Source organism: uncultured Bradyrhizobium sp. (assembly GCF_936928535.1).
GTDB lineage: Bacteria > Pseudomonadota > Alphaproteobacteria > Rhizobiales > Xanthobacteraceae > Bradyrhizobium.
The window spans coordinates 128114-153270 of sequence record NZ_CAKZHY010000173.1; the positions used below are offsets into that span (position 1 = coordinate 128114).

28 protein-coding genes are annotated in these 25157 nt (G+C 65.2%); 15 read left to right on the top strand and 13 right to left on the bottom strand.

What is annotated here, in order from left to right; translation table 11 throughout:
• The first annotated feature begins 32 nt into the window (after nt 1-32).
• Nucleotides 33-431 (top strand): META domain-containing protein, encoded by a 399-nt coding sequence (locus tag Q0687_RS35645; RefSeq protein ID WP_298887703.1) that lies wholly within the window; start codon nt 33-35, stop codon nt 429-431.
• A 141-nt stretch (nt 432-572) separates the two neighbouring features.
• Here Q0687_RS35645 and Q0687_RS35650 read toward each other — a convergent pair whose 3' ends face one another.
• From Q0687_RS35650 to Q0687_RS35660, 3 genes are all read right to left on the bottom strand, one after another.
• Nucleotides 573-1784: a hypothetical protein gene (locus Q0687_RS35650; protein WP_298887705.1), complete on the bottom strand. Its 1212-nt coding sequence runs from the start codon at nt 1782-1784 to the stop codon at nt 573-575.
• Nucleotides 1785-1930: 146 nt separating this feature from the next.
• Nucleotides 1931-3562, bottom strand: coding sequence for a chaperonin GroEL (groL, locus tag Q0687_RS35655; protein ID WP_298887707.1), 1632 nt, complete (start codon nt 3560-3562; stop codon nt 1931-1933).
• A gap of 119 nt (nt 3563-3681) precedes the next feature.
• Nucleotides 3682-3978 (bottom strand): co-chaperone GroES, encoded by a 297-nt coding sequence (locus Q0687_RS35660; RefSeq protein ID WP_014491914.1) that lies wholly within the window; start codon nt 3976-3978, stop codon nt 3682-3684.
• A gap of 315 nt (nt 3979-4293) precedes the next feature.
• Between Q0687_RS35660 and Q0687_RS35665 the strand changes: the two genes are divergently transcribed.
• Nucleotides 4294-4815, top strand: coding sequence for a hypothetical protein (locus tag Q0687_RS35665; protein WP_298887714.1), 522 nt, complete (start codon nt 4294-4296; stop codon nt 4813-4815).
• Nucleotides 4816-5051: 236 nt separating this feature from the next.
• Here the strand turns inward: Q0687_RS35665 and Q0687_RS35670 are convergent, their stop codons facing one another.
• A complete protein-coding gene (locus tag Q0687_RS35670; RefSeq protein WP_298887717.1) occupies nt 5052-5831 on the bottom strand; it encodes a protein phosphatase CheZ in 780 nt (259 codons plus the stop codon).
• A gap of 316 nt (nt 5832-6147) precedes the next feature.
• On the opposite strand from Q0687_RS35670, the gene Q0687_RS35675 reads away from it, so the two are divergent.
• Nucleotides 6148-6963: a L,D-transpeptidase gene (locus Q0687_RS35675; protein ID WP_298887718.1), complete on the top strand. Its 816-nt coding sequence runs from the start codon at nt 6148-6150 to the stop codon at nt 6961-6963.
• Nucleotides 6964-7034: 71 nt separating this feature from the next.
• Here the strand turns inward: Q0687_RS35675 and Q0687_RS35680 are convergent, their stop codons facing one another.
• The 6 genes from Q0687_RS35680 to Q0687_RS35705 all read right to left on the bottom strand — a co-directional run bounded on the left by Q0687_RS35680 (nt 7035) and on the right by Q0687_RS35705 (nt 12568).
• The gene (locus Q0687_RS35680) at nt 7035-7865 is read right to left on the bottom strand and encodes a DUF2076 domain-containing protein (protein WP_298887721.1); all 831 of its coding nucleotides are present in this window, start codon (nt 7863-7865) and stop codon (nt 7035-7037) included.
• A gap of 124 nt (nt 7866-7989) precedes the next feature.
• Nucleotides 7990-8835 (bottom strand): ChbG/HpnK family deacetylase, encoded by an 846-nt coding sequence (locus Q0687_RS35685; RefSeq protein ID WP_298887724.1) that lies wholly within the window; start codon nt 8833-8835, stop codon nt 7990-7992.
• The gene (locus Q0687_RS35690) at nt 8832-9878 is read right to left on the bottom strand and encodes a glycosyltransferase family 2 protein (RefSeq protein ID WP_298887727.1); all 1047 of its coding nucleotides are present in this window, start codon (nt 9876-9878) and stop codon (nt 8832-8834) included. The genes Q0687_RS35685 and Q0687_RS35690 overlap by 4 nt, the downstream gene beginning before the upstream one ends.
• A 101-nt stretch (nt 9879-9979) precedes the next feature.
• A complete protein-coding gene (hisG, locus tag Q0687_RS35695; RefSeq protein ID WP_298887729.1) occupies nt 9980-10957 on the bottom strand; it encodes an ATP phosphoribosyltransferase in 978 nt (325 codons plus the stop codon).
• Between the two features lie 4 nt (nt 10958-10961).
• On the bottom strand, nt 10962-12113 hold the full coding sequence (locus Q0687_RS35700; protein ID WP_298887733.1) for an ATP phosphoribosyltransferase regulatory subunit: 1152 nt from the start codon (nt 12111-12113) through the stop codon (nt 10962-10964).
• A gap of 254 nt (nt 12114-12367) precedes the next feature.
• Nucleotides 12368-12568: a hypothetical protein gene (locus tag Q0687_RS35705; RefSeq protein ID WP_298887736.1), complete on the bottom strand. Its 201-nt coding sequence runs from the start codon at nt 12566-12568 to the stop codon at nt 12368-12370.
• 287 nt (nt 12569-12855) lie between these two features.
• On the opposite strand from Q0687_RS35705, the gene Q0687_RS35710 reads away from it, so the two are divergent.
• On the top strand, nt 12856-13362 hold the full coding sequence (locus Q0687_RS35710) for a hypothetical protein (protein WP_298887737.1): 507 nt from the start codon (nt 12856-12858) through the stop codon (nt 13360-13362).
• 10 nt (nt 13363-13372) lie between these two features.
• Nucleotides 13373-14380 (top strand): helix-turn-helix domain-containing protein, encoded by a 1008-nt coding sequence (locus tag Q0687_RS35715; RefSeq protein WP_298887740.1) that lies wholly within the window; start codon nt 13373-13375, stop codon nt 14378-14380.
• A 30-nt stretch (nt 14381-14410) separates the two neighbouring features.
• On the opposite strand, the gene Q0687_RS35720 is transcribed toward Q0687_RS35715, so the two are convergent.
• Nucleotides 14411-15166, bottom strand: coding sequence for a 16S rRNA (uracil(1498)-N(3))-methyltransferase (locus tag Q0687_RS35720; protein ID WP_298887743.1), 756 nt, complete (start codon nt 15164-15166; stop codon nt 14411-14413).
• Nucleotides 15167-15375: 209 nt separating this feature from the next.
• Here Q0687_RS35720 and Q0687_RS35725 point away from each other — a divergent pair, with 209 nt between their 5' ends.
• Together Q0687_RS35725 and ubiA are read left to right on the top strand one after the other, a co-directional pair.
• On the top strand, nt 15376-16035 hold the full coding sequence (locus Q0687_RS35725) for a hypothetical protein (protein ID WP_298887788.1): 660 nt from the start codon (nt 15376-15378) through the stop codon (nt 16033-16035).
• Nucleotides 16032-16964 (top strand): 4-hydroxybenzoate octaprenyltransferase, encoded by a 933-nt coding sequence (gene ubiA, locus Q0687_RS35730; protein ID WP_298887745.1) that lies wholly within the window; start codon nt 16032-16034, stop codon nt 16962-16964. Before Q0687_RS35725 ends, ubiA begins: the two co-directional genes overlap by 4 nt.
• Nucleotides 16965-17073: 109 nt before the next feature.
• Here ubiA and Q0687_RS35735 read toward each other — a convergent pair whose 3' ends face one another.
• Nucleotides 17074-17592 (bottom strand): DUF6101 family protein, encoded by a 519-nt coding sequence (locus tag Q0687_RS35735; protein ID WP_298887748.1) that lies wholly within the window; start codon nt 17590-17592, stop codon nt 17074-17076.
• A gap of 282 nt (nt 17593-17874) precedes the next feature.
• On the opposite strand from Q0687_RS35735, the gene Q0687_RS35740 reads away from it, so the two are divergent.
• The 6 genes from Q0687_RS35740 (at nt 17875) to lpxK (ending at nt 23422) form a co-directional block, all read left to right on the top strand.
• Complete coding sequence (locus tag Q0687_RS35740; RefSeq protein ID WP_298887752.1) at nt 17875-19272, top strand: TldD/PmbA family protein; 1398 nt, start codon at nt 17875-17877, stop codon at nt 19270-19272.
• Nucleotides 19259-20071 (top strand): 3'(2'),5'-bisphosphate nucleotidase CysQ, encoded by an 813-nt coding sequence (locus Q0687_RS35745; protein WP_298887755.1) that lies wholly within the window; start codon nt 19259-19261, stop codon nt 20069-20071. The genes Q0687_RS35740 and Q0687_RS35745 overlap by 14 nt, the downstream gene beginning before the upstream one ends.
• Nucleotides 20072-20133: 62 nt before the next feature.
• Nucleotides 20134-20382 carry a DUF4170 domain-containing protein gene (locus Q0687_RS35750; RefSeq protein WP_298887758.1) on the top strand — a complete coding sequence of 83 codons (249 nt, stop codon included), beginning with the start codon at nt 20134-20136 and terminating at the stop codon, nt 20380-20382.
• The gene (locus tag Q0687_RS35755) at nt 20379-21092 is read left to right on the top strand and encodes a lysophospholipid acyltransferase family protein (RefSeq protein ID WP_298887761.1); all 714 of its coding nucleotides are present in this window, start codon (nt 20379-20381) and stop codon (nt 21090-21092) included. Before Q0687_RS35750 ends, Q0687_RS35755 begins: the two co-directional genes overlap by 4 nt.
• Nucleotides 21085-22413 (top strand): 3-deoxy-D-manno-octulosonic acid transferase, encoded by a 1329-nt coding sequence (locus Q0687_RS35760; protein WP_298887764.1) that lies wholly within the window; start codon nt 21085-21087, stop codon nt 22411-22413. Before Q0687_RS35755 ends, Q0687_RS35760 begins: the two co-directional genes overlap by 8 nt.
• Complete coding sequence (gene lpxK, locus Q0687_RS35765) at nt 22406-23422, top strand: tetraacyldisaccharide 4'-kinase (RefSeq protein ID WP_298887767.1); 1017 nt, start codon at nt 22406-22408, stop codon at nt 23420-23422. The genes Q0687_RS35760 and lpxK overlap by 8 nt, the downstream gene beginning before the upstream one ends.
• 114 nt (nt 23423-23536) lie before the next feature.
• Here the strand turns inward: lpxK and Q0687_RS35770 are convergent, their stop codons facing one another.
• Nucleotides 23537-23764 carry a DUF2093 domain-containing protein gene (locus tag Q0687_RS35770; RefSeq protein WP_298887769.1) on the bottom strand — a complete coding sequence of 76 codons (228 nt, stop codon included), beginning with the start codon at nt 23762-23764 and terminating at the stop codon, nt 23537-23539.
• Nucleotides 23765-23945: 181 nt separating this feature from the next.
• Here Q0687_RS35770 and Q0687_RS35775 point away from each other — a divergent pair, with 181 nt between their 5' ends.
• Both Q0687_RS35775 and Q0687_RS35780 read left to right on the top strand, forming a co-directional pair.
• On the top strand, nt 23946-24776 hold the full coding sequence (locus Q0687_RS35775; RefSeq protein WP_298887771.1) for a dienelactone hydrolase family protein: 831 nt from the start codon (nt 23946-23948) through the stop codon (nt 24774-24776).
• Between the two features lie 150 nt (nt 24777-24926).
• Nucleotides 24927-25076, top strand: coding sequence for a hypothetical protein (locus Q0687_RS35780; protein ID WP_298887773.1), 150 nt, complete (start codon nt 24927-24929; stop codon nt 25074-25076).
• Nucleotides 25077-25157: the final 81 nt, after the last annotated feature.

Below are 25157 nucleotides of genomic sequence, written 5' to 3' on the forward strand. Positions count from 1 at the left end.
GACCCTGCAAATCGGGTCGGTCGAGAGGTCTCATGGTGTCGTTGAAGCAGTTGGTGTGTGCCGCGGCTGCGTTGCTGGTGACGTCCGCCGTCGCGCATGCGCAAGAGGGCTTTCCGTTCGGCACCGAGATGACGCTGGAGGCCGCGCCGCAGCCCGGCTCGAAGCGAATCCCGAACATCGAGATCGGCGACAATGGCGAGGTCGTGCTCGAGCTCTGGTGCAAGGGCGGCAAGGGCCAGTTCTCGGTGGCCGGCAACACCGTGATCTTCGTTCCCGGCGCCATTCAGGATCGTTCGTGCCCGCCGGCAAAAGCCCAGGCCGACGACGATCTCGTCGCCGCGCTCGCCGCCGTCGAGACCTGGAAGCGCCAGGGCGAGGTGCTCACGCTGATCGGCCCGAAGACGTTGCGCTTCCGGGAGAACGGGAATTAGCGATCCTGTGTCCCGAACAAGGCGTAGAGCGTAAGCGCTGCGCCGCAGAGCCGGGACCCAGACTCTCTCCACGACTTCGCTTGCAGCTCCTGGGCCCCGGCTCTGCAGCGCTATCGCGCTGCGTCCGGGGCACGATAGTTCTCACTTCCACACCGACTTATCCGCGTCCCAGCGCTGGCCTTTCAGCTCCTTGGTGAGCGCATCGACCGAGCCGTCGTCGTCGGGCTGGTCGCCTTCCTCGTCGGCCGTGGCCTCATCCGACACGTTGAGCTTGGCGCCGGTGCTTTCGTCTGATGTCGTGGTCGAGGGGTTGCCGATCCAGATGATCAGCTTGTCCGACGATCCCGGCTTGTCGGATGAGACGAGCGCCGCGACCTCGATCGTGTCGGTAAGCTCGAGCGCGGGAAAATCCTGGTTGGGCCGCTTGAACACCAGCTTGAGCTTGCCGGTCGAGGGGCTGAAGCTCTGCGTAACAGGCTTGGCCGCGAGCGTCTTGCTAAGAACGCCGGCGATTGCGGTGGCGAGCTTGTCGCGGTTGATCTTGTCGCCGTCGCGCCAGTCGGCGGCGGCAACGCGGATGGTGCGATCCATTTCCATCAGGCCCGCGGTCCAGCCGGCGGAGGTGACGCCCGGCATCGCCTTGAATTTTGCCAGCAGCGCGCCAGCGCGCTCCGGATCGACCGACATGTTGATGGTCTGCTCGCCGGCGCGCAGCGCGTCACAGCCGACAGTCAGGCTTGCGAGCGTCACCTCGACGTCCTGGCCCTTGAGGCTCTTCAGGAAGTCGGTCGCGGCATCGAGCTTGACCTTGACCGCGATCGCCTCCGGCGAGACTTCGGTAAAATCCTTCGGCTGCGGCGTGATGCCGTCGTCGGTGGTCTGGTTGTCCAGAAACTCCTTCTCGCTGAGATCGGAATTGTCGGGCGAGGTCACTTCAGTCACGGCCCCGCCGATGCCGATCTGGCCACGGAATTCAAAGGTGTCGCCGGTGGGCTTGCGCGTGAGCTTGACCGTGACAGGCGCCTTGGCGCCGAGGCTCGTGGTCGTGCCGGTCAAGGTCTGGCCGGAGACCTGGAGATTGACGACGAAGCGATCCTTGCGATCGGAATTCTTCGCCACGGGATAGCAGACGTCGAGCACGGCCGCGGTCACCGACTTGCCGCTCCTGGTCTCCTTCAGGATCACGTCGGCATTGCCGTCCATCAGCCCGTCGATCGAGGTGAAATAACGCGTCTCGGTGCCGCCGGGCGCCGCGGCCTTCGGCGACAGCTTCATCTGGGCTGAGGCGACCTCGGGCGAAGCTGCAAGCAGGGCTGCCAGAAAGCCAATCGAGCAAAACGAAAGTGCGCGCATCGACGAAATCCTTGAAAGGAAACAGAATCGGCGCGCCACCGTAGTGGGTTTTGGCGACAGGTTGAATCGGAAAGCGCGTCTCAGGATCGGCAAAAAAGAAGGCCGCCCGGAGGCGGCCTTCGCAACTTTGCGAGGGAGCGGGCGACCTAGAAGCCGCCCATGCCGCCGCCGGCCGGCATGGCGGGCGAGGCTTCCTTCTTCGGCGCCTCGGCGACCATGGCTTCGGTGGTCACCAGCAGGCCGGCCACGGAGGAGGCGTCCTGCAGCGCAGTGCGCACCACCTTGGCGGGATCGATGATGCCCTTCTCGATCATGTCGACATAGTCCTCGGTCTGGGCGTCGAAGCCGAAGGTCTCGGACTTGTTCTCCAGGATCTTGCCGACCACGATCGAGCCCTCGACGCCGGCATTCTCCGAGATCTGGCGGATCGGAGCTTCCAGCGCCTTCAGCACGATGTTGATGCCGGCCTGGACGTCGGCATTGGCGTTGGTGAGGCGGCCGACCGCCTTCTTGGCGCGCAGCAGCGTCACGCCGCCGCCGGGGACGATGCCTTCCTGCACCGCGGCGCGGGTGGCGTTGAGCGCGTCCTCGACGCGGTCCTTCTTCTCCTTGACCTCGATCTCGGTCGCGCCGCCGACGCGGATCACCGCGACGCCGCCTGCAAGCTTGGCCAGGCGCTCCTGGAGCTTCTCACGGTCGTAGTCCGAGGTGGTCTCCTCGATCTGTGCCTTGATCTGGCCGACGCGGGCCTCGATGTCGGGCTTCTTGCCGGCGCCCTTGACGATCGTGGTGTTCTCCTTGTCGATCACGACCTTGCCGGCGCGACCGAGCATCTTCACCGTGACGTTCTCGAGCTTCATGCCGAGATCCTCGGAGATCAGCTGGCCACCGGTGAGGATCGCGAGGTCTTCCAGCATGGCCTTGCGGCGATCGCCGAAGCCCGGCGCCTTGACGGCGGCAACCTTGAGGCCGCCACGCAGGCGGTTGACGACCAGGGTCGCCAGCGCCTCGCCCTCGACGTCCTCGGCGATGATGACGAGCGGCTTGCCCGACTGCACCACGGCTTCCAGCACCGGCAGCATGGCCTGCAGGCCGGAGAGCTTCTTCTCGTGCAGGAGGATGTAGGCGTCCTCGAGCTCGGCGGTCATCTTCTCGGGATTGGTGACGAAGTAGGGGCTGAGATAGCCGCGGTCGAACTTCATGCCCTCGACGATGTCGACCTCGGTCTCCATCGACTTGTTCTCCTCGACGGTGATGACGCCCTCGTTGCCGACCTTTTGCATCGCCTGGGCGATCATCTTGCCGATGGCGGCGTCGCCGTTGGACGAGATGGTGCCGACCTGGGCGACCTCGGAGGAGGCGGCGACCGGCTTGGCGCGCTTTTCAATGTCCTTGATGACAGCCGCAACCGCGGTGTCGATGCCGCGCTTGAGGTCCATCGGGTTCATGCCGGCGGCAACCGCCTTGGCGCCTTCGCGCACGATGGCCTGGGCCAGCACGGTGGCGGTGGTGGTGCCGTCGCCGGCGAGGTCGTTGGTCTTGGAGGCGACCTCGCGCACCATCTGGGCGCCCATGTTCTCGAACTTGTCCTCGAGCTCGATCTCCTTGGCGACGGTGACGCCGTCCTTGGTGATGCGGGGCGCGCCGAAGCTCTTCTCGATGAGGACGTTGCGGCCCTTCGGGCCGAGCGTCACCTTGACCGCGTTGGCGAGAATGTCGACGCCGCGCAGCATGCGATCGCGCGCGTCTCCGGAAAATTTGACGTCCTTGGCAGCCATTGTCTGCAATCCCTGATGTGTCGTGGTGTGTGTCGTGTCTGGTGATATCGGGCCGAATGATGGATGCCCGGACCTGATGGTCCGGGCATGGCATTCAGCGGGCGTTCAGGCTGATGGCCTTAGGCCATCACGCCCATGATGTCCGACTCCTTCATGATCAGGAGCTCTTCGTTGTCGATCTTGACCTCGGTGCCCGACCACTTGCCGAACAGCACGCGGTCGCCGACCTTGAGGTCGATCGGGATCAGCTTGCCAGCCTCGTCACGGCCGCCGGGGCCGACGGCGACGACTTCGCCCTGGGACGGCTTTTCCTTGGCCGTGTCGGGGATGATGATGCCGCCCTTGGTCTTTTCCTCGGCGTCGATACGTTTGACCACGACACGGTCATGCAGCGGACGAAATTTGGACTTAGCCATGACGTTTCCCTTTGGAGGCTCGCTTTTCCGAAAGCAGCGGAAGTGGGTGGGGGCGGCGCTGCCGTTTCCCCTCTTGCCGAGGGGGCGGCGCGCTTAGCAATCGGTCTTTCCGAGTGCTAATAGTGCGCAGGGGATATGGCTTGGCTGCGATCCTGTCAAGCAAAGGTGGTTAAGCGATTGGTGAGGCGGATATAGGATGGTGGCACTGGAAACTTGTTCGGGGCTCGGGCGTATCAAAGGACGTCATTGCTCCGGCAGCGGTTTTGCGCTTGGCTGCAGGAGGGATGCGGCCGTGGTCTTGTTCGGGGGAATGCCATGATCAGTTCAGCTCACGCACGCACGCTTGCCAATCTGGCGGCGGCCTCCTGCCTGTCGCTGCTGCTGGGTGCCTGCGGCGGCGGCCTCAGCCTACCGTCCTTCTCCTCGTCCCAGCCTGCGCCCGAAGCCGAGCCCGGCGTCGCGCCGGAAATGCCGGCCTCGATCCGCGCCGACGAAATCGTCGGCCGCTGGGGCCTCGCTTCGTTCCAGAACCCGGCCGACCGTGCCCGCACCGAGGCGGCGGCAAGGGCCCAGTGCAAGAATCCCTACGTGATCGGCGCCGGTTCCTCCGGCGGCGTGATCATGCATCTGGCCGACCAGGCGACGCCCCAGGAGCTGCGGCTGAAGGGCTCGCCGAGCGGCAAGAACTATATCGGCCCGTCCGGTCCGACGCCCGGGGAGCAGGACCGCGAGATCGTCTCCTTCGACGGCCGCGTCATGATCACCCGCTTCGTCGACAAGGACGCCGCCACCCGCTACGGCAACATGGTCTATGTCCGCTGCGCGCCGCGGGCGTGACAGAGCCAGCCAAGACGCACGCTGCACCCTCTCCCCTTGTGGGAGAGGGTGGCTTCGCTGAAAGCGAAGCCGGGTGAGGGGTATCTATCCTCACGAACCGTCTTGCGAGTTGAGAGAACCCCTCATCCGGCGCTTCGCGCCACCTTCTCCCACGAGGGGAGAAGGGAAAGCATCTCGCGAGAAACAAAAAACGCCGGCTCGCGCCGGCGTTTTGTTTTTCCGTTTGTCGCGTTCGCTCAGTCGAACAGCGCGTCGATGTCGTCCTGCGAGGCGTGGCCGGCGTCGCCGGCGAGCTTCGGGCCGTTGAGCAGCTTTTCGTCGTCGCTGCGCGTATCGACCGGCGCCGGCACGTGGGCCTTGATGGCGTCGACGCCACCCCAGATCTCCATCATCGCATTGATGTGCTGCTCGATGAACTTCATCGTGGTCATGACCTTGCTGATGCGCTGGCCGGTCAGGTCCTGGAAGTTGCAGGCCTCGAAGATCGAGATGACGCGTTCCTGGATGTCGTCGGCGAGCCGCTTCTGCTGATCGATCGAGTCGACCTTGGACATCGCGCTCGCGGCCTGGTCGATCGACTCCGCCGCTTCGAGGATCTGCTGGGTCGCCTGTTCGGTGCCGCCGACCACGGCGCCGAGCTCGCCATTGACCTTGGCCATCTCGCCGCCGTCGAAGCTCTTGCCGTGCAGGGTCGCGATCTCGCGCTTGGTGCGGTCGATGGCGTCGTGGATGAGGTCGAGCTCGACTTTCAGCTTCTCGCACTGCTCGATCTGGGCCCGATAGGTGTCGAGCATCGTGCGTGCTTCGGAAAGCTCGTGGGCCGTGGAGGCGTCGATCGCGGCCATCGCTGCGCTACCGGACAAGGGCGCGCTGCCTTTCGCCATCTGTGCGCGGATCGCGCGCAGCTCCGCCATGATTTCGCTATGCATCGGGCCGGCCTCTTCAGTCACGTCCAGAACTGGCATCTCGCCACCGGCGATATCCTCGACACGAAAACGCTTGCGGTGAACAGCCATCAGGATACTCCCCCCACCTCACTCACGCGTCTTTGTAGGCCGAAGCAATTTAACACGAGGTTCACGCGAGGAACTGTTGTGCAGCCGCGCGCGACGGCGCGCAAACGCACGATTAACCATGAGGCGTTGCCCTTCATCGAAAATAAACGCTGATCGCCAAATTGCAGCGCTGCTCGCGACGTGGTGAATCGAAACGCCCGATCTGTTTACCAAACGAAACGGAGTTTGCTCTTTATTGACCACGTCGGGGACGCGAAAAATCAGCCAGCGCGTCCGGCGGCGAATGCAACGAGACGAAACAGTACAGAGTACGTCGATGTTCAAGAAAATGTCTGTCGCGCTGCTCGGCAGCGCGTGCGCCTGCATGGTCGGCGCTCCCAGCGCCAGCGCCTTCGACAATACCGTGCCGAACGATCCGCCCGCGGTGCTCTACCAGCCGGCTGCCGCGCCGGCGCCGGTGCGCGTCGCCTCCAATGCCAATATGGGCGGCGGCTTCATCGAGTTCCTGTTCGGCGACGGGCCCGGCCGCGGCCCGGCCTATGCGCCGCAGCAGTCGATCTATCAGCAGCAGCCCGCTTATGCCGACCCGCGTCGCCTGCCGCCGATGGGCGAGCCGCAGATGCAGGGCGGCTATCAGCAAGGCGCCAGCTATCAGCAGGAAGCGATCGATCCGCGGCAGCGTCCGTTCGATCCGAAATTCGAGAAACAGCTTGTTGACTATAGCGGCAAGGAAGGCGCCGGCACCATCGTGGTCGATTCCACCAACAAGTTCCTCTATCTCGTCGAAGGCAACGGCCGCGCGATGCGCTACGGCATCGGCGTCGGACGCGAGGGTTTCACCTGGACCGGCGTGAAGTCGATCACCGCCAAGCGTGAATGGCCGGATTGGACGCCGCCGGCGGAAATGATCGCCCGCCGTCCCGATTTGCCGAGGCACATGGAAGGTGGTCCGGAAAATCCGCTCGGCGCGCGCGCGATGTATCTCGGCTCCACGCTCTATCGCATCCACGGCTCCAACGAGCCCTGGACCATCGGCACCAACGTCTCCTCCGGCTGCATCCGCATGCGCAACGAGGACGTCATCGATCTCTATGGCCGCGTCAATGTCGGCACCAAGGTCGTGGTGATGTGATCGTCTGAACGTTCGACATGAAAACGGCCGCCTCATCGGCGGCCGTTTTTGTTTGGCGTTGTGGCGCAGCCTTACGCGTAATCGCTGCCGCCATCGTCGCCGCCGCCGAAATCATTGTCGTCGGCCATGTCGACATTGCCGTTGTCGTTGTTGTCGTAGCCCTGATCGTTGTTATCGCGATCGCTCGAGGCCTGGTCGAAGAAGCCTTGTCGGGAGTCGCGGTTCGATCCGATGTCATCGAGGCCGGCATCGCGCGCAAGCGAGCCGCCGGACTGGTCGCCACCCCAAGGACTGCCACCCGTGGAGCCGCCACCACGTTCCTCGATGATGGTGGTGTCGCCGAACGCCTGGTGCGATCCGCCGCCCATCATGCCGCGAATGCTGGAGAGCAGCAGCGAGCCGCCGACCACGCCGGCCGCAGCTGCCGCCGCCGTACCCAGGAACGAGCCGCCACCGCCGACCGGCGGCGCGCCGTAACCCTGTCCATATCCTTGGCCCTGTCCATAAGCCTGACCATAAGGCGGCTGGCCGTAGCCGGGCTGGGCCTGCTGCATCGCCTGACCGCTGTTCCAGACCGGCCGCTGCTCGCGCGGCGGCACGTTCGGAACCGAGCCGCGCGATTGGCTCGCGCCGAACAGCGTGTCGCGCATGGTGTCGAGAAAACCACCGGATTGCGGCTGCTCGGCCGCGTGGGCCGCTTCCAGCTCCTGGATGCGGTTATGGGCGCGCTTGAGCGCTTCGTCCTGCAACAGCGTGGTCTGCACCAGCGCATAGACCGCACCGGGTGCCTTGCGTAAACCGTCCGAAATCGCGGCGATCGCGTCGGGATCGCGCGGTGCATTTTCCAGTTTCGAAAGCCGGTCGAAAAGCTCGTCGACGAGTTGGCGTTCCTGCGGCGTCATGGTCAGTCTCCCTCGCGCGAAACAAGCGCAAGCGGGATGTAGGGTTCCATTGTGGCCCCAACAGTGGCGGCAGGATTAAATTTCGGTATGCGACAGACTGCCCCCGGGGTGGCATCCGCGGGTTTCATCCCAATGTCACGTGGCTCGTCGCGAGCAGCTGGGCGAAGGCGTCGCTTGCAAGATAGGCATGCTCGCGCTCGCGGACGTCGGTCATCGGGTCGAGGCCGGTGAGAACCTCGTCGACAAAGCCGGGATGGCACATCACGAGGCCGCCTTCGGGCAGGCCTTCCAGGAATTGCCGCATCAACCCGCCGAAATCGGCCGCGCGTGTGAAATCATAGGCGCCGGCAAAGGCGGGATTGAATGCAAGACCGGCGCGGCCGGCACGGCGGCGGAATTGCGCGCTGAGCACATCGAGCACCAGAGCTTTCGGAGAGGCCAGCCGCTGCGCCAGCGGCAGGTCGCGTCCGCCCTGGCGCACCCAGGCCCTTGGCGCGCTTTCGCTGACGGCCTCGACAAAGCCGTCGCGCACTTGCGGAAACAGCTGCACGTGCTGATGGCCGTCGACGAAGTCGGGCGCCCGGCCGAAGGCTTCGACGAACGCCAGTAGCTGCGTTCTCACTTCGTTGCGAAAGAACTCGCTGTCGAGCCGCCGCAAAAGACCTGCCCGCAGCAGCTTCGGAAAGGCCATGAACATGTCGCCGTCGAGCGGACGGAAATGCATGGTGAGAGGGCGGAACGGCGCCGAGAGCGTCACATGCAGTCCGATCGCGCAGCGCGGGCTCGCTTTGGCGGCGGCCTGAAGCGCCGCGACCTCGCTCGGCTCGATCGCGGGCCCCACCATCATCACCGAGGTGGCGTTGAGGCGGCCCCGCTCGATCAGGTCGCGAATGGCACGGTTGACGCCGGGGCTGATGCCGTAATCGTCGGCGCAGAGCCAGATGTGCCGCAGGCGCGCGGCCGTGCTCATTCGGCCGCGGTCCTGTTCGATGCGTCGCTGGCCTTGTCGGCCTCGAAATGCTTTTCGCTGTGCTCGGCGACGAAGTAGATCGGACGCGCCTTCAGCTCCGACAGGATCTTGCCGATATATTCGCCGACGATGCCGATCATGATGAGCTGCACGCCGCCGATCGTCATCAGGCCGACCACGAGCGAAGGATAGCCCGGCACCTGCTTGCCTGTCGTGAAGACCTCCCAGAGGATCGAGAGGCCGAACAGAAAGGCGACGCCGGCAAGCAGCACGCCGAGCAGGCTGGCAAAGCGCAGCGGCGCCACCGAGAACGAGGTCAGGCCTTCGATCGACAGGCCGAGCAGGCTTGCCGCGTTGAACGTCGTGACGCCATGGGCGCGCTCGGCAGGCTCGTAATCGACGCGGATCTGGCGAAAGCCGATCCAGCTCGCCAGCCCCTTGAAGAAGCGGTTGCGCTCCGGGAGCTGCCTGAGCGCTGCGACCGCGCGCGGCGACAGCAGGCGGAAGTCGCCGGCATCCTCCGGAATCTTCTGGCGGGCGCCCCAATTGATCAGCGCGTAGAAGCCGTGCACCGACAGCCGGCGCAGGAAGCTCTCGTTGTCGCGATGCGCCTTGGCGGTATAGACGACATCGTAGCCGTCTTCGATCCAGTGCCGCACCAGCTGCTCGATCAGGGCAGGCGGATGCTGGCCGTCGCCGTCCATGAACATGACGGCGCCGAGCCGGGCATGGTCGAGGCCGGCCATCAGCGCGGCCTCTTTGCCGAAATTGCGGGACAGCGATACCACCTGGACGTCGATCGCGTCGGCCGGCAGCGAACGGGCGATCGACAGCGTCGCATCCTTGCTGCCGTCGTCGACATAGACGACTTCGCAGGCGAGCCGGTAGCGCTGCCGCAGCGTCTTGGCGAGATCGCAGACGCGCTGGTGCAGGGCAGAAAGGCCCGCCGCTTCGTTGTAGGCGGGGACGACGATCGACAGCCCCTTCGCGGCGGCGCTCGCCGCGTTGGTGGTCAGGCCGGAAACGTCAGAGCCCAGCGTCATCGATTGGGGTTCCAGAGGGCGTTCAAGATCATCTGAACAGCATATGGTAGCTGCGACTTGCTGTCGCTACGCTGAACGAGACGGTGCAATAGACTTTGGGCTCACTGCCGCAAGAACGCTTCGAGCTTGGCGAACAGCGGATTCTCCCGATCGAACACATAGTCGAGCGAGACCACCGAGACGGTTTCGGCGCCATGTTCGCGCAGGAAGCTCGCCAGCGCATAGAGCTGCCCAGGTGGGCAGTGCAGCGTGAGCATGCCCGACGAGGTCGGCCCCCCGAACGGAGCCTCGACGCCGAAGCGGCTGTGGGCTTCGCCGAGCAGGGCGGCGTCGCATTGCCGGAAGCGGGTCCGGACCTCGCGGTATTTGTTGGCGCGCGCCCGTGCCGCGATGTGGTCGAGGATGATGCGTGCGGTCTCGCGGGCTTGCGGCGACCAGTCGGCATCTTTCGAGGCGACCAGATTGGCCTGGCTGCGCAGGATCACGCCGTCGTCGAGCACCCGCAGCCCGTTGGCGGCGAGCGTCGCGCCCGTCGTGGTGATGTCGACGATCAGCTCGGCGCTGCCGGCCGCAGGCGCGCCCTCGGTCGCGCCCGCGCTTTCGACAATGCGGTAATCACTGATGCCGCGCTGCGAGAAGAACGCGCGGGTGAGATTGATGAACTTGGTCGCGACCCGCATCCGCATGTGATGCTGCTCGCGGAAGCCGGTGGCGACGTCGTCGAGATCGGCCATGGTGCGGACGTCGATCCAGGCCTGCGGCACCGCGACCACGACGTCGGCATGGCCGAAGCCCAGCCCGTCGATCAGCAACACGCGCTTCTCCGCATCCGCGATGTTGTCGCGCACCAGGTCTTCTCCGGTGACGCCGAAATGCGCGTAGCCGCGGGACAATTGCGCGGCGATCTCGCTCGCCGAGAGATAGGCGACCTCGACATTGTCGAGGCCTGCGATGATGCCGCGATAGTCGCGGGCGCCGCCGGCCTTCGACAGCTTCAGCCCGGCGCGGGCGAAGAACGCTTCGGTGTTTTCCTGGAGGCGACCCTTGGAGGGAACGGCCAGAACGAACGGCGCGCTCATGATCTTACGCTCCCACCTTGCGGCCGATGCTGGTCAGCGCATCGACCCAGACCGAGAAGCCGACGGCCGGAATGGGAGCGGCCGATCCGAGCTGGGTCATCAGTCCATCATAGCGACCACCGGCAACCAGCGGCTCGGTGCCGTTACCCCTGTGATGCAGCTCGAATTCAAATCCGGTGTAGTAGTCGAGGCCGCGCCCGAACGCGGTCGAGAAGCGCGTGCTCTTCACGTCGATGCCGCGCGCGGCCATGAAGCCGACCCGGCTCTCGAGCTGGTCGATCGCGCCGTTCAGGTCGAGCCTGGCGTCAGCGGTGAGCGCGCGCAGCGCGGCGACCGCCTCGTCCGGATTGCCTGAGATCGACAGGAAGCGCTTCAGGACGGTGATCGCCTCGCGCGGCAGCGCGCCGCTCTTCAACGTCGATTGCTCGAGGAAGCGGTCGGCGATCTCGGCCGTGGTGCGGCCGCCGACATTGGTGGTGCCGGCAATCGACATCAGGTCGGTGACGAAGGCCAGCGCCGCCTTGCGGTCGGAGCCGGCCAGTGCCGCCAGCACGCCCTCATATTCGCTGCGGGGCGCGGTGGTCTCCGCCGCCAGCCGCTCCAGATCCTGCTCGAGGCTGATCTTGCGGTTGAAGTCCTTGACCAGGCGGCGGCGCCAGACCGGATAAAGATTGAGCGCGTCGAGCAGCGCGTTGAACAGCGCAACGTCGCCGGTACGGACTTCGACGTCGCGCACGCCAAAAGCGGCGGTCGCCTCCAATGCCAGCGCCAGCGTCTCGGCATCGGCAGCAGCGCGATCCTGGCGGCCGAACGACTCGATCCCGGCCTGAAGGAATTCGCTGGCCTGTCCGCTGCGATAGCGGAACACGGGGCCGAGATAGCTGAACCCGGCCGGTTGGCCGGCGCGGCTGGATGCGAGGTAGTCGCGCGCGACGGGGATCGTCAGGTCGGGGCGCAGGCAGAGCTCTTCGCCGGAGAGGTCCGTCGTCAGATAGAGACTTTTGCGGATGTCCTCGCCCGACAGGTCCAGGAACGGCTCGGCCGGCTGCAGAATTGCGGGCTCGGCCCTGACGTAGCCGGCCTGCGCGAACGACAACAGCAGCGTGTCCGCCCAGGCGGCGGAGCCGGCAGCATTTGAGGTGGCAGTCGCGGTCATCTCGGGGTCCATCGTCCCGGGAGAACCGGGCAGCCAAGGGGAGGAGCGGAGTTGGCGCAGCCCTTAGCATGGCCGGAAAACGGTTTCGACCTCCAAAGGATCAATCGCTTAACGACTTTGGAGCCGTCCGGGCGGTCCCGGCTGGATCCCCCCAGCACGGCTCACCCACCCACAAGGGGCGAGACATAAAGGTACTATTATACCTGAATACTGACTTTCGCGGCGTGGTTAGAAGTGGCCGGTGGTGCCTTGCTTCATTCAACGCGGCCTGGGGTATCTCCGCGCTCCTCCACGGTGGACGCTTCGGGCACGCCAGGTTCTGCGGTGTCCGACGTCGCGCCAGAGGCGAGTTGCTCGGCCAGAGTGAGAATTCTCTGCCTCTTGCGCGCGTCCGTGATGCCGAGAAAAGTCTTGATCAGACCTAATGCCTGGCGCTCCCAAACATCGTCGTCCATGATCGTTCATTCCTGTCGGATCGCCGGCTGAACGGAGCAGGCATCATCGAAAGAGCTGGATGCCGTCGTGCATCGAGGACACGGCAGCCATCGACTGACCGTGTCTCCCAGCCGCGGTGTCGATCGGGACTTCGTCGGCGCGCGCGTCTCATCCATCCGCAACGTCACAGTGAGTCACAATGAGAGATTGAGACTACTTGGCAAGTTGTCGCATACTCAATTTGGGTATGCCTGAGGGTACGTTCGCTGCTGCCTTCGTTTACAACATCAATGCTGGTTTCCGATTCATGCGTAATGATTCTGATGTCATCCGGACGGTCTCGCGGCACACGCTGGCCTACATGCTGTTTTCGATCAGCGAGATGTTCCGGAACTACGAAGAATTCGATCCGATGGACCTTCTGATCGTTCACGCGATTCTCAATGCGAACGTCATCAACGTGATGAACGATCGGTCGCTGGACGAGAAGTTTTCGAGCATTCACACGGTCGAGCCGGATACGATCAAGCAGGGTGTGTCGCGCGCGGCGCTCTCTCGTTTCCTCAGCCTGCCGCTGGAGACGGTTCGCCGTCGCGTGACGGGACTGAAGCGGCGCAAGATTCTCGCCGAGACCAAGGCCGGACTGATCGTGACCGAGCAGAACGCGTTCAAGTTCGGCAACAATCACGAACTGCAGAAGACCAACATGCTGCTGCTCACAAAACTGCTTCGCGATCTCAAGCGCGCCGGCATCAACGGACCGGATGATCTGAGCGCCGCCAAATTCGCGATCGCGACCAAGACGGGGAAGTAAGCGGCAGGATATGGATCAAAGCATTCTCGACATTGCCCGCGATGGAGTGAACCAGACCGCAGCGGAACGCCTGTTGTCGTTCCAGGGTCTCAAATCGTCCCCGGCGCTCGAGCTGCAAACGTACGACATCGATCATTTCGGCGACAGCGAGAAATATGCCGGTGCGTCGAGCATGCCGTTGTCGTCAGGCTCGACTGCGATCATGCGTGCACGGCTCAGCCTGCCGAATCTCAGCCTGTCGCTGGTGAAGACCTTTCCGCGGATCATTCGCGGGTACCAATTGGCGCATGCCGCGGCCGTGGTGGTACCGATGGACCAAGTGACCTCGACGCGCATCAATGGGCAGCCGATCGGTAGCTCCATCGTCGTTCTGAGGGGCGCCTCCGACTGCCTGGTCCACGAGCCGGTTGGCCGTCTGATCGGTGTTATCTACTTCACGCCGCCCGCGTGCGAGCCCTGGTCTCGCCTGGATGGCTATCATTTGCTGAGCCCTGAAGCGGACATGCTGGCCGCCCTGCGCGACCGGATCTCCACGACGCTTGAAACGGCCGCCAACGATCCAGACTTCCTGAACGAGCCGACGTCGCGGGCGGCTGTCGAGCAATTGCTGCTCAATGTGATGAACACTGCCATCGCAACCAGCGTGGACAGCCGTTCTGCGCGCGCCACGACGTCGACCTATCTGCGCATCGTCGCCGAGATGGAAAGACTGATCCGGCACGATCTGACGATCTGGCACAAGACCACTGAAATCGCGGAGCGTGTGGGCGTGTCGGTCCGAACTCTCCAGAGTGCGACGCAGGCCGTCTGCGGCATGAGCCCGCACCGCTATTCCAGGGTCTTGCGCCTCTGGTCGGTGCGCCGGCAGCTCCGCACCGGTCCGGCTCGGCGCAGCGTGAAGGCCTGCGCCATTGCGCACGGCTTCTGGCATTTGAGCGAGTTCGCTGCGAGCTACAGGGCGGCGTTCGGAGAGTTGCCGTCCGAGACTCTGTATCGATCGCTGCGCGAGCATAGCTAGAAGCCAAGATCGCACGCCTGGCGTGACGATCTAGCTGCTTCCGCCGGCCCAGTCGCCGAGCACTGCCTGGACCAGTGCCAACGCCGCCACTGCGGCGGTGTCGGCCCGCATGATCCGCGGGCCCAGCGCCAGCCGCAGGATTTTCGGCTGCCGCAGCAGCAGGGCACGCTCTTCCTCCGCAAAGCCGCCTTCCGGTCCGATCAGCACGTCGATACCTTGGCCGGCCTCGCTTGCGCCTTGCAGGCTTTGGATGGGACCTTGGACCTCCGCCGCCTCGTCGCAGAAGATGAGCAGGCGACCCGCCGGGCGCTGACTGAGATACCGCTCCAGCGGCACGGGTTCGGCAACCGCGGCGATGCTCAGAATGCCGCATTGTTCGGCGGCCTCGATGACGTTGGCACGCATCCGCTCGGTGTTGACCCGGGAGGCCTGGGTGAACCGGGTCAGGACCGGTTGAAGCGTGGCCGCGCCCATTTCGATGGCCTTCTGGACCATGTAGTCGAGCCGGGCGTGCTTGAGCGGGGCGAAGACATAAGCGAGGTCGGGCAGCCGGTCCTGGGGGCGGACCGGCTGGAGGATGACGAGATGATCGGGCCGCTTGCGGCCCTCGATCGCGGCCTGCCATTCGCCATCGCGGCCGTTGAAGGCCAAAACCTCGGCTCCAGCGGCAAGCCGCAGCACATTGCCGAGATAGTTGCTCTGGTCGCGGTCGAGCGGAAGCCTGGCATCCCGGGCCAGGGGGGCGTCGACGAACAGGCGAGGGGCGCGAAAATCGTGGGAGGGCATTGGTTCAGGTCCGATTTGTCGCCGTTCTTAACCGAAAGCAGTAGTTTGGGGGGTAAATATCGCCGGATTGGTGCGTCGGCACGCCGCGCTCTTGCCCTATTCGACGGGTTGTTAAGCGCTGGCGGGAATCGTAAAAACGCCAGCACGCTGGTTGCGCTTCAATTGTGAAGACGCCTGAGCCCGTAGCTCCTGCCGGAGAGACTATCTTGATGATCCGTCGTTTGATGGTTCCGATCACTGCAGCCATGGTCGTCATGGGCGCCGCGGGCGCTCATGCCCAGGGGTTCCCGGCCCCGCTACCTAATCAATCCGCGGCCGATCCCGCATTTCCGCCCGTGAACGGCCGAGCGCCGGTCGCCTCCGTCGGCGCACCGCCGCAGGCCTCGTTCCCGGTCAATGGCGCAGCTCCCATCGGTGGCGCAGGCGCCTTCAGCGCGGCTCCGCCGACCCAGGCTGGTCCCGGTGAGGATTGCATGAAGGCGTTCATGCCGCTCCGCGAGGACGCCGAGAAGCGCGGCAAGCTGATCAAGGCCGCGAGCGATCGCCACGCTGCGCCTGATGAGGCCTGCAAGTTGATAAGGAGCTTCAGCCAGGCCGAGTTCAAGATGATCAAATATATCGAGACCCACGCCGCCAAATGCGGAATCCCGCCGAATGTCGCCGGGCAGATGAAGGACAGTCACAAGAACACCGAGGCCATGCAGACCAAGGTCTGCAACGTCGCGCAGCAGATGGCGAACGCGCCGCGCGGTCCGGCCGGCCCGTCGCTGAGCGAGGTGGTGGGTTCGGGCTCGGCGCCGGAAGCCAATGCCACCAAGAAGGGCGGCAGCACCTTCGACACGCTCAACGGCAACGTCCTCACCAGATGAGCGACACATCAGCCCGCGTTGCCGATTCCACCGGCAACTGGGTCGATACGCTCGCGCCGCAATGGGCGCAGCCCTATCTGCGCTTGTCCCGCTACGATCGTCCGATCGGCTCCTGGCTTCTGCTGATGCCGTGCTGGTGGTCGGCGGCGCTCGCGAGCGGCATGGCGCATGACGTCCATCGCCTGCCGCTCGTCATCGTGCTGTTCTTCGTCGGCGCCTTCGTGATGCGCGGCGCCGGCTGCGCCTGGAACGACATCACCGACCGCGACCTCGACGCCAAGGTCGAACGCACCCGCTCGCGGCCGCTGCCGTCGGGGCGCATCTCCGTGAAGCAGGCGCTGGCCTTCCTGGTCGCGCAGGCGCTGGTCGGCCTCGCCGTGCTGCTGCAGTTCAACCGCTTCGCCGTCATGACCGGCATCGCTTCGCTGTTGGTCGTCGCGATCTATCCCTTCATGAAGCGTGTCACCTGGTGGCCGCAGGTCTTCCTTGGGCTGGCCTTCTCCTGGGGCGCGCTGATGGGCTTTGCCGTCACGTTCGGACGCATCGATGTCACCGCGCTGGTGCTCTATGCCGGGTCGATCGCCTGGGTGATCGGCTATGACACGATCTACGGGCACCAGGACGCCGAGGACGATGCGCTGATCGGCGTCAAATCCACCGCGCGCCTGTTCGGCGCACATACGCACCAGGCGCTGATCCTGTTTTACGGTCTTGCGGTGATGTTGATCGGCGTCGCCATGGCGTCAGCCGATGCACGTTGGCCGGCGTGGATCGGGCTTGCGGCCTTTGCCGTTCATCTGGGCTGGCAGATCAAGCGACTGAGGATTGACGATCCCGAATTGTGCAAGCGCCTGTTCTATTCGAACAAGCATGCGGGAGCGCTGCTGTTTGCGGGATTGCTGACCGACGCGGTGATGCGAGCGGCGTGACGCGTAGGGTGGGCAAAGGCGCGCTTGCGCCGTGCCACGATCTCTCAATGATGGATAGAAGCCGTGGGCATGCTTCGCTTTGCCCACCCTCCGGCACCGTGATTGCCGCTCAATTCCTTGCGATGATCTCGCGTTCCTCGCGATGAACCGGCAGCTCCCGCGTCATGGCAGTGCGGCGGCGCATCAGGAATTTCGGACGGCGGGCGCGGATCGCATTGGCGCGGCGGCGGCGCGGTGCCGGCTTGCGGGCGCCTTCGTCGAGCTGCGGCAGCGCGAAGATCTCGCTCCAGGTCGCCCAGGCTTCCGTGAGCTCGTCGCCATCGGCGCTGACCAGCAGCGGGACGGAGAGTGAGGGATCGCGGTGCACGAGGACGAGCGTCTGTGCCTCGTCATTGCCGCGCAGTGCGACGCCGGTGAAATCGCTGACGCGGACGTTGATCGCCATCTGCATGCCGCGCACGGCACGGCGCAGCACGACACGCTCACGATGAAGTTCGATCTGCCTGGTGTAGCCGTCGGCGCGCGGATCATGCGCATCGAAGCGGACCGGAAGGGAAAGAGGGTCGAGCCGCAAGCTGCGGCTCGACCCGGCGGGGTTGACCCCGCATGTTGCTGTTTGACGCCTCACGGCTTTCGTTCTCCCCGCCAGGATTATGTTCCCGGTCGATGCGAGGACCTTAGCGCGGTGCTTTCCGAAACCGCTTAAAAAGGCTGGTTAATCCAGCGTCACCGCCCGCCATGATTGACAAGACCTTGGCGCGCATGATTGACGAGACGTTGCGTAAAGCCGTCGAATCTGAGCCTTCTCCGGGCTGAAAGTGCTTGAAGTCCGCACCAATTGGGCACATCTGGTGTTCAGGGCCTAAAGATCGCCCCGAAACTTCCCGCGCGCCCCAACAGGATTTCGTTCGTGAACTCTTCACCATCCGCAAGCTCGACGTTGTCGTCAAAAGCCACTAGCGATCTGTTTGATCAATCCGCGCTGTCGGATCTGGCGCAACGCCTGGTCGAGGCGGCGAAGCGCGCCGGCGCCGATGCGGCCGATGCGGTCGCAGTGCGCGGCATCTCGCAAGGCGTCGAGGTGCGCGACGGCCGCGTCGAGGAATCCGAGCGGTCCGAGGGCGACGATGTCGGCCTGCGCGTGCTGGTCGGCCAGCGCCAGGCCGTCGTCTCGACCAATGACGCGAGCGGCGATGCCGTCACCAAGCTTGCCGAGCGCGCGGTGGCGATGGCGCGGGTCGCGCCTGATGACAAATATGTTGGGCTTGCCGATCCGGCGCTGCTGGCGCGCGATTTCCCCGATCTCGACCTGCTCGATCCCAATGTGCCCGCGACATCAGAGCTCGAGCGCCGCGCGCTCGAAGCGGAAGCTGCCGCGCTTGCCGTGAAGGGCGTGTCGAAATCCGGCGGCGCCTCGGCCTCAGCAGGCATGGGCGGCATGGTGCTGGTCACCTCGACCGGCTTCCACGGCTCTTACTTGCGTTCCAGCCAGGGCATCTCGGCGACCGCCATCGCCGGCGAGGGCACCGGCATGGAGCGCGACTACGATTTCACCTCGGCGCCGCACGCTGCCGATCTGTTGTCGCCTGAGGTCGTCGGCCGCTCCGCCGGCGAGCGCACCGTGGCACGCTACAATCCGCGCAAGGTCGAGACCTGCAAGGTGCCCGTCGTGTTCGACCCGCGCGTCGCCGGCTCGCTGGTCGGCCATGTCGTCGGCGCCATCAACGGCGCATCGATCGCGCGCAAGACCAGCTTCCTCAAGGACAAGCTTGGTCAGCAGCTGTTTTCGAAAAACATCCGCATCATCGACGATCCCCTTCGGAAGCGCGGCCTGCGCTCGCAGACCTTCGACGCCGAAGGCGTCGCGGTGAAGCGGATCGCGCTGGTCGACGAGGGCGTGCTGACGACCTGGCTGCTCGACTGCGCGACCGCGCGCGAGCTCGGCCTCACCACAACGGGCCACGCCCATCGCGGCGTCTCGTCCTCGCCCTCGCCCGGACCGTATAATCTGCATCTCGAAGCAGGCACGCCGACGCCGGCCGAGCTGATCTCCGACATCAAGCAGGGTTTCTACGTCACCGATTTGATCGGGTCCGGCGTCAACGGCGTCACCGGCGATTACAGCCGCGGCGCTTCCGGCTTCTGGATCGAGAATGGCGAGCTCACCTATCCCGTCAGCGAGGTGACGATCGCCGGCCATCTGTTCGAGATCTTCAAGTCGATGCAGCCGGCCAACAATCTCGAGTTCCGCTACGGCATCAATGCGCCGACGGTGCGCATCGAGGGACTGACGCTTGGCGGACGCTGACTTTTCCGACACGATGACACTGACCCGCGACGCAGCCTTGCTGCAGGACACGGTGCGGGAGGCGGGCGACCTCGCGCAGTCGATGTTCCGCACCGAACTGAAGAAGTGGATCAAGGGCGCGTCCTCGCCGGTCTCGGAAGCCGACATCGCCGTCAACGATCTGCTCGAAGCGCGCCTGCGCGGTGCCACGCCCGACTATGGCTGGCTGTCGGAGGAGAGCGCCGATGATGCGTCGAGATTGTCGCGGCGGCTGACCTGGGTGGTCGATCCCATCGACGGCACCCGCAACTATCTCAACGGTCATGACGAATGGTGTGTCAGCGTCGCGCTGGTCGAGGTTTCAGCGCCGGTGCTCGCCGCCGTGTTCGCGCCGACCACGAACGAATTCTTTTTCGCCGTCCGCGGCCAGGGCACCACGCTGAACGGCAATCCGGTCCGGGCGACGCCCGGGTCCTTGCTCGACTTCGCCCGTATGGCCGGCCCCAAGCCGATGGTCGAGCGGCTCAATACCAACGCCGGCGACATCAAGCTGCACCCGCGAATCGGCTCGCTGGCGCTGCGGCTGTGCCGGGTTGCCAATGGCTCCCTGGATGCGGCTTTTGCGGGCGGCAATAGCCATGATTGGGATCTTGCGGCGGCCGATTTGATCGTGCAGGAAGCGGATGGTAGGATGAGCGACCTCTCTGGAGATCCCATCCTTTATAATCGCCGGGAAGTGACGCACGGGGTGCTGGTGGCAGCGGGACGCGATCGTCATGCGAGCATTGTCGCGCATTTTCGCAATCGTCCCTTGCCCTGAAGCGCCCGTCGTCGTGCTTGTCGACCACTGCTTTGCCGGGCAGCCTGTTAGGAACCGAACCCATGTCTGATAGTGCCCCGCAACAACTGCTTCACCTCGTCATCGGCGGTGAGCTGCTGGACCTCGAGCACAACATCTTCAAGAATCTCGACGAGGTCGAGGTCGTCGGCCTCTACCCGAATTATGCGTCCGCCCACGTCGCCTGGCGGGCCAAGGCGCAGAGCACGGTCGACAACGCGCAGATGCGCTATTTCATCGTCCACCTGCACCGGCTGCTCGACCCCAATCAAGAACCGAAGCCGGCGCGTTGAAAAAACTGCTTCGCAATACGCTGAGAAGCAGCTGGTTTCAGCGTGCCGTCGGGGTCCTGGCGGCCGAATATCTGCGTCTGGTCTGGCGGACCAACAGATTCACGTTCGACCCGCCCGACGTCTATGACATCGTCGAGGCGGAGATGCCGGCGATCTTCGCCTTCTGGCACGGCCAGCACTTCATGACGCCTTTCATCAAGACCAAGGACTGGCACAAGGCCAGGGTCCTGATCTCGCGCCATCGCGATGGCGAGTTCAATGCCATCGCTGCCGAGCGGCTCGGCGTCGGAACGATCAGGGGATCCGGGGATCACGGCGGCGCGTTCCACCGCAAGGGCGGGGTCGGCGCCTTCAGGGAAATGGTGTACACGCTGCAAGACGGTTGTAATGTCGCGTTGACCGCCGATGTCCCCAAGCGTTCGCGCGTGGCTGGCCTTGGCATCATCATGCTGGCACGGGAATCGGGGCGGCCGATCATGCCTTTTGCGATGGCGACCAGCCGCTTCATCCGGCTCAGGAACTGGGACCGCACCACCATCAACCTGCCGTTCGGCCGCGGCGCTCTGGTCGGCATCAAGGAGATCCGCGTGCCGCCGGATGCCGATGCCGCCATGATGGAAACGCTGCGGCAGGAGCTGGAAGACACGCTGAACGAAGCCACACGCCGCGCCTACGCGCAGCTCGGCCGCCCGGGTCCTGCCGATGGCTAGCGCGTTGCCCCATTCGCTTCCCAAAGCTCTGCCGATGACGCTGCGGATGTATCGGCGCCTGGCCAGGAGCCTCGTGCCGCTCGCGCCTGCGTTGATCAAGCGGCGGCTCAAGCAGGGCAAGGAAGACCCCGCGCGGGTCGGCGAACGGCGGGGGCTCTCCCGGGACGTGCGGCCGCACGGCCCCCTGGTGTGGATCCACGGCGCCAGCGTCGGCGAGGTGCTGGCGGCTGCCGCGCTGATCGAGCGCCTGCGCGACCTCAACCTGCGCATCCTGCTCACGTCTGGCACGGTCACCTCGGCGGCGGTCGTCGCCAAGCGCTTTCCGCCCGACGTCATCCATCAATACGTGCCCTATGATTCCCCGCGCTATGTCGCGCGCTTCCTCGATCATTGGAAGCCGTCGCTGGCGCTGTTCATCGAATCCGATCTGTGGCCGAACCTGATCCTGGCGGGCGCTGCGCGCCGGGTGCCGATGGTGCTGATCAACGGGCGGATGTCGCCGCGCTCCTTCCCGCGCTGGCGGCGGATGCATGGCACCATCTCGGCGCTGCTGTCGCGCTTCGACATCTGCCTCGCGCAATCGAAGACCGATGCCGAACGTTTCTCCGCGCTCGGCGGCCGCGACGTGGTCACGACAGGCAATCTCAAGCTCGACGTGCCGGCGCCGCCGGCCGATCCGGCCAAGCTCGATCGGCTGATGGCGATGACGCGCGGGCGGCCGATCATCGTCGCGGCCTCGACCCATCCGGGCGAGGACGAGATGCTGGTCGCGGCGCATCGCAGCCTCGTCGGCATCTTCCCGCAGCTCCTCACCGTGATCGTGCCGCGCCATCCGGATCGCGGATCGTCGATTGCGGGCATGATCACGGCATCGGGCCTCAAGCCGGCGCTGCGTTCGCGCGACGAGCCGCTCGCGGCCACGACCGATGTCTATGTCGCCGACACCATGGGCGAGCTCGGACTGTTCTACCGTCTCTCGCCTGTCGTCTTCATGGGCGGCTCGCTGATCCCGCATGGCGGACAGAATCCGATCGAGGCGATCAAGTTAGGCGCGGCCATCGTCCATGGCCCGCACGTGTTCAATTTCGCCGATGTCTACGCGGCGCTCGACCAGAGCGGCGGCGCGCGCCAAGCCGACAGCCAGGAGGCGCTGGTCAAGCAGCTCGGCCTGCTGCTGGCCGAGCCCACGTTGCGCGACAAGGTGCAGCGCGCGGGTTCAGGCGTCGTCGAGGAGCTCGGCGGCGCGCTCGATCGCACCATGACGGCGCTCGAGCCGTATCTGATGCAGTTGCGGATCGAGATGGGAGCCGCCAATGCGTGAGCCGGCCTTCTGGTACCGGCCGCGTTCCCCGAAGTCGCATCTGCTCAGCCCGTTGGGCGCGCTCTACGGCGCCATCGCCGCGCGGCGCATGGCGCGCCAGGGCTTTGACGCCGGCATCCCCGTGCTCTGCGTCGGCAATTATCACGTCGGCGGCGCCGGCAAGACCCCGACCGTGCTGGCGCTGACCAAGCTGCTGCGCGAGCTCGGCGAGACGCCCATCGTGCTCAGCCGCGGCTATGGCGGGCGCTTGCGCGGCCCCGTCATGGTCGATCGTAACAGCCACACCGCGGCCGATATCGGCGACGAGCCGCTGATGATGGTGCGCGACGTGCCGGTCGCGGTGGCGCGCGATCGCCTCGACGGCGTCGCGCTGGCGAAGTCGCAAGGCGCCACCATCATCCTGATGGACGACGGTTTCCAGAATCCAAAACTGCTGAAGGATGCTTCGCTGATCGTCATCGACAGCGAGCGCGGCCTCGGCAATGGCCGTGTGTTTCCCGCCGGCCCCCTGCGCGCGCCGCTCAAGCCCCAGCTCGCGCGCACCGATGCGCTGGTGCTGATCGGCGACGGCCATGCCGCGGATCATCTCGCGGCGGAGATCTCCGCGCGCGGCAAACCGGTGCTGCGGGCGCGGCTGAAGCCGGATGCGGCTGTCGTCGCGCAACTCTTCGGCAAGCGTGTCCTGGCTTTCGCCGGCATCGGCGATCCCGAGCGCTTCTTCCGCACCCTTCGCGCCAACAACATCGAGGTCGCGCGCACGCGCCCCTTCGCCGATCATCACATGTTCTCGCAGCCTGAGCTTGCTGCCCTTGCAGCCGACGCGAAAGCCGAGCAGCTCACTTTGGTGACGACGGAAAAAGACCTCGCGCGCCTGCGCGGTGCTGACGGCATGCCCGAAGGCATCGTGCCCTTCGCGGTCCAGCTCGAGTTCGACGATCCCGCCAGGCTCAAGCAACTGATCAGCGACCATCTCTACAAAGCCCGCGAGCGCCGCTTCAGCAAGCGCTGATCTCGTAGGGTGGGCAAAGGCGCAAAGCGCCGTGCCCACCACCTGTCGACAATTGTAACGAAGAACGTGGGCACGCTTCGCTTTGCCCACCCTACGAGCTCTACCGAATCGAGATTAATTCTGCGGCTTCGGCGCGTGCGGAAAATGCCGCTGCAGCACGGCGGCCGGGGTGGCGTAGGCTTCCTGCAAATCCACGCTCCAATACTTCAATTCGTCGAGCGGGATCCTGACGTCGGTGATGGCGCAGCGCACGAACGTCCCCGGCGAGATCACGCGGAAATCGCCGTCGAGATATTGCACCTGGGCTTCGCCATTGCCCGAAGGGCCGAACTTGTTCAGCACGGTCGAAAGTCTCCGTGGGAGGCCCTCCCTAGGAAACCCTGGAGGGCACGATGTGTTGGACTGGATGTAGCATAGATAGGGTGGCTTGTCCGCCCGTTAAACCCACCGGTTTGTGATGTTTTGGCGCTGTTCGCGCATGATAGTGCTTGAGGCCTCGCGGCACCTCCTGCGACAGAGTCCGATGCGCCCCATCTTGTCCGCCTTGTTCCCAGTACTGTTGATGTCGGCCGTGCAGGCAGCGGCGGCGCCTGCGCCGCAGACGGTCGAGATTCCACTGTCCTCGGGCGTGCTGCATGCGCAGCTGTTCAAGCCTGATGGTGCCGGCCCATTCCCGACCGTGATCGCGCTGCACGGCTGCGGCGGCCTCGGCAGCCATTCCGATTCCGTGCAGTCGCGCTATCGCGACTGGGCCGAGCGCCTGCTCAAATCGGGCAACGCCGTGCTGCTCCCCGACAGCTACGGCTCGCGCGAGCTCGGGCCGCAATGCCGCGTCAAGGAGATGCACGTCAAGGCGCGGCGCGAGCGCGTCACCGACATCGCGGCATCGCGCGCCTGGCTGATGAAGCAGAGCTGGGTGGCGCGCAACCGCGTCAGCCTGATCGGCTGGGCCAATGGCGCCAGCGCGCTGCTCTGGGCGGTGCGGCCGCAGAGCGCCGCGCGGGATGCGGGCCCGGATTTTCGCGCGGCGGTCGCGTTCTATCCGGATTGCCGGATCTCAGCCGGCCTCGGCTGGAGCACGCGGGTGCCGACGCTGGTGCTGATCGGCGCCAATGACGACGTCTCCTCGCCCCCGGCCTGTCGCCAGATGGTGGACGGCGCGCACGGCCGCAGCGCGCTCGCGCGCATCGTGGTCTATCCCGGCGCCTATCACGATTTCGACCGCGCCAACACGCCGGTGCACGCTGCCTCCGCCAGCACCGATGCCGCGGTACCCGAGCACGGCCATTTCGGCACCGATTCCGAAGCGCGCGCGGAATCGCAGAAGGAAGTCGCGGAGTGGCTGGCGCGCTAGCGCGGCGGGCCTGCCGCGCCGTAGGAGGCGGACTTGTCGCGCCGTAGCTCCGCAGGAGCGAAGGCGGAACCGGGCTTGCCGCGCCGTAGCTCGCGAGAAGCGAAGGCGGGCGCCTTAGTTCGACCATGATGTCGGCTAAACGCATCTGTTATGCGCAACCGCATCGTCATCTTCTCATCCGCACTGGTCATCTTCACCGTCGCGGTGTTCCTGTTCGAAGCCCACGCCGGCTCGCCCATGCTCGCGCCTGATCATTGCGGCTTCTGGACCACCATCGACGCGGGATTGTCCTGCCGGTAAGCGGGGCGGGGTGCTGGTCCCGTCACCCTGAGGTGCTCGCGTAGCGAGCCTCGAAGGGCGACGGCCCGGCTGCATCGGGGC